Raw genomic sequence first — 3,710 nt, forward strand, 5'->3', positions numbered from 1 at the left:
GCCGTAGCGGCGGGCCTCGTCCCACTCGCCACCGGCAGCGACGGCGACGGGTCGATCCGGCTGCCCGCCGCCTGGTGCGGCGTCTACGGCCTGAAACTCACCAACGGCCGGATCCCCTCCTCCGATCCGGCCGGTTTCACCGCGTTCGGCGCGCTGACCCGCCACCCCGAGGACCTGGCGCTCTACCTGGAGGTCGTGCTCGGCGCCCGGCCGCCCGTCCCCGAACTCCCGGTCAGAACGGCCTGGCCGGACGGGCTCGTCCAGGTCGACGTCGATCCCGAGCAGATCCGCCTGGCCGGCCGGGCCGCCGCCGAGCTGGGGCTGGAACCCCGCGACTGCGGTCTCGTCCTCCACGACCCGGCCCAGGCCTGGCACGCGCTCAGGGCGGGCGGCGACGACCGCGGCGTCCGGGCCGCCAACAACGTCCTCCTCGACGCCCTGTTCAGTGAGGTCGACCTGCTCCTGACCCCGACCGCCCAGTCCGCCCCGCACGACCACTCAGGGCCGGGAGACCGGGTCAATGTCGCGCTGACCTGGGCGTTCAATCTGAGCGGTCATCCCGCCCTGAACGTCCCGGCCGGATTCACCCGGGACGGCCTGCCCGCGGGGCTCCAGATCGTCGCGCGCCGAGGCCGGGAGGATCTGCTGACGGCTACCGTTTCGGCCAGTGCCACGGCGGCTCTTCCAGCGGAAGCTGGTCCCTGAGCCTGGTCTCGCCGAAATCCTTGTACAGCTCGAGGATCTGCGGCTCGCCCTCTTTCGCCAACGCGCTGACCAGGCGCGGGGCATGGGTCACCACCACGATCTGGGTCTTGGCCGCGGCGACGGCGATCAGTTCGGCGAGCGCCTCCAGCAGATCGGGGTGCAGGCTCGTCTCCGGCTCGTTCAGCACGAGCAGTTCGGGTGGGCGGGGCGTCAGCAGCGCCGCGCACCACAGCAGGTAGCGGAGCGTCCCGTCCGACAGTTCGGGCGCCAGCAGCGGCCGGAGCATCCCCGGCTGGCGCAGGCCCGTCTGGAACCGGCCGCCCTGGACGTCGATCTCCAGCGTGCTGCCGGGGAAGGCCCGTTCGACGGCGTCGAACAGCGCCTGGTGGTCGCCGATCTCGGCGATGGTCTGCAGGGCGGCCGCGACGTCGGAGCCGTCCGCGCTCAGCACCGGGGTGCGGGTGCCGACCTGCGGCTGCCGGGACGGGGCCGCGGCGTCGGTGCGGACGTGGTCGTAGAAGCGCCACGACCGCATCCGCTCCCGCAGCACGAGCAGATCGGGCGCGCGCACCGGATCGGCGACCTCGCTGAGCATCGAGTCGAACGGCCGGAGCTCGGTGTGCGCCCGGTACCAGTCACCGCCCCTGTCCCGCACCTGGACGACCTGCCCGTGCCGCTGCGCGAGCAGCGTGGACGGCCGCAGCACCGGCCCGCCCCACGAAGCCTCCGTCTTGATCAGCGGATCGAGCCCGAACGCCGAATCTCCCGGCTGCGGCAGCCCCAGATCCATCGCGTAGCCGAAATCGTCGCCGGCGAAGCCGAGTTTCAGGCTGACCGGTGCGGTCCGACGGACCCCCTGGACAGGGTGCTCTCCGGCGCGGACGGCCCGGCCGATCGTCTCGGGCCCAGCCCAGAGCGTCGAGGGCAGCCCGCCTTCGCGGGCGAGCGCGGCGACCGATCCGTTGCGGGAGGAGTCGGCGAGCAGGCGCAGCGCCCGGTAGAGGCTGGACTTTCCGCTGCCGTTCGCGCCGGTGACCACGTTCAGCCCGGCCAGCGGCAGTACGAGATGCCGCAGCGAACGGTAGTTCTCGACGGCGAGCGTCCTGATCATAGGTTTCAGCTTAGGCACACCTGCCCGCCGGGAAATGTCGGTACGCAGGCGTATCGTAATCCCGTGATCTCTTATCTGAGCCGATGGAGGGGCAACCCGTGGGCCATCCTGCTCACGCTGTCCCTCGGCTTCTTCATGACCCTGCTCGACCTCACAATCGTCAACATCGCGGTGCCGAGCATGTTGGACCATCTCGACGCCTCGTTCGACGAGGTGCTGTGGGTGCTCAACGGCTATGTGCTGATCCTCGCGGTGCTGCTGATCACCACGGGGCGGCTCGGCGACCTGTACGGACAGCGCGCCATGTTCATGCTGGGCGTCGCGGTGTTCACGGTCGCGTCGCTGCTGTGCGGTCTTTCGGCGGAGGCCTGGCAGCTGATCGCCGCCCGGGTCGTGCAGGGCGCGGGAGCCGCCCTGCTCATGCCCCAGACCATGGCGTTGATCATCGGGACCTTCCCGGCCGAGCGGCGCGGCGCCGCGATGGGCGTGTGGGGCGCGGTCGCGGGTCTGTCCACGATCGCGGGACCGACCCTGGGCGGGCTGCTCGTCACGGCGTTCGACTGGCGTTGGATCTTCTTCATCAATGTGCCGATCGGTGTGCTGGTGCTGGTCATGGCGTTGGCGTTCATCCCGGACGTCAAATACTCGCGTGATCACCGGCTCGACTGGCCGGGCGTGTTCCTGGCGACGGTCGCGCTGTTCCTGCTGGCGTTCGCGCTGACCGAGGGGCAGCGGTATGAGTGGAACGTCTGGATCTGGGCGTCGCTGGCGGCCTCGGCCGTCGTCTTCGTGGTGTTCGTCTTCCAGCAGCGCGCCCGGCAGGGGTCCGAACCGCTCGTCCCGTTCTTCCTGCTCAAGGAGCGCAACTTCACCGTGCTGACCTTCGTCGGCGGAACGGTGTCGATCGGCATGATCGGGCTGTTCCTGCCGATCTCGATCTACCTCCAGTCGGTGCTGGGCTACTCGGCGGTCAAGGCGGGCCTGGTGATCGCGCCGTCGTCGCTGGTCTCGATGTTCATCGCGCCGTTCGCGGGCAAGATGTCCGACAAGCTGGGCGGCCGCAACATCCTGATCTTCGGTCTGACGGTCTACGCGCTCGGCATGGGCTGGCTGCTCGCCGTGTTCTCCGCGACGGCCGACTGGCCGCAGTTCCTCGGCCCGTTCCTCCTGGCCGGGGTCGGCATCGGCTGCGTTTTCGCGCCGATGGCGACCGAGGCGATGCGGGCGGTGCCGCCCGCGCAGGCCGGCGCCGCGTCCGGGCTGAACAACACGGTCCGGCAGATCGGCTCCGTCCTCGGCGGCACGGCCGCCGGCGCGATCCTGCAGAACCGGCTGGCCGTCGCGCTCGCGGACGAGGCGACCACCCGGTCGGCCGCGCTGCCCGAACAGGTGCGGCAGCCGTTCATCGCGGGCTTCGAGCACGCCGCCAAGGGCGGGCTCGAGGTCGGTGCGGGCCAGCAGGGAGCGGCGCTGCCCGCCGACGTGCCGCCCGCCTACGCCGACCAGCTCCAGAAGATCGCGCACGAGGTGTTCACCCACGGTTTCGTGACCGCTCTGAAGCCGACCATGCTGTTCCCGATCATCGTGGTGCTGGTCGGGGCCGTCGCCTGCCTGTTCGTCGGGGACACCGGCGCGCAGTCCGTCACGGCGGCTCCGGAGAAGGCGTCGCACTGACCGGAACCGATCACCTCCCGGGGGTGTCGTAACAGGAAAAGACCCCCGGGAGGCGTCATGGCCGACAATTCATATCTGGAGAAGGTCGTCGCACAGCAGGCGGTGCTGGAGGACAACCTCCGGGCACGTCCCGCTCCGCCGGCGAGCGCGCCGATGGCGCGGATGGCCGCGCCGGGCGGAGCACCCGACGCGTTCGCCAAACGCGGCCGCGCGCTCGGCG

Annotated in this window: 3 protein-coding genes; 2 read left to right on the top strand and 1 reads right to left on the bottom strand. The window is 70.8% G+C overall.

Going from position 1 to position 3,710, the window contains the following annotated elements:
• The coding region (locus ACYVE7_RS30945; protein ID WP_460369719.1) for an amidase family protein at positions 1–705 on the top strand (705 nt) is incomplete at its 5' end.
• Here the strand turns inward: ACYVE7_RS30945 and ACYVE7_RS30950 are convergent.
• Complete coding sequence (locus ACYVE7_RS30950) at positions 653–1,816, bottom strand: AAA family ATPase (protein ID WP_460369721.1); 1,164 nt, start codon at positions 1,814–1,816, stop codon at positions 653–655. The two genes, ACYVE7_RS30945 and ACYVE7_RS30950, sit on opposite strands and share 53 nt — an antisense overlap.
• Positions 1,817–1,879: 63 nt before the next feature.
• Between ACYVE7_RS30950 and ACYVE7_RS30955 the strand changes: the two genes are divergently transcribed.
• Positions 1,880–3,490 carry a DHA2 family efflux MFS transporter permease subunit gene (locus tag ACYVE7_RS30955; protein WP_460369722.1) on the top strand — a complete coding sequence of 537 codons (1,611 nt, stop codon included), beginning with the start codon at positions 1,880–1,882 and terminating at the stop codon, positions 3,488–3,490.
• Positions 3,491–3,710 lie beyond the last annotated feature (220 nt).

The organism is Actinocorallia lasiicapitis, from assembly GCF_054778695.1.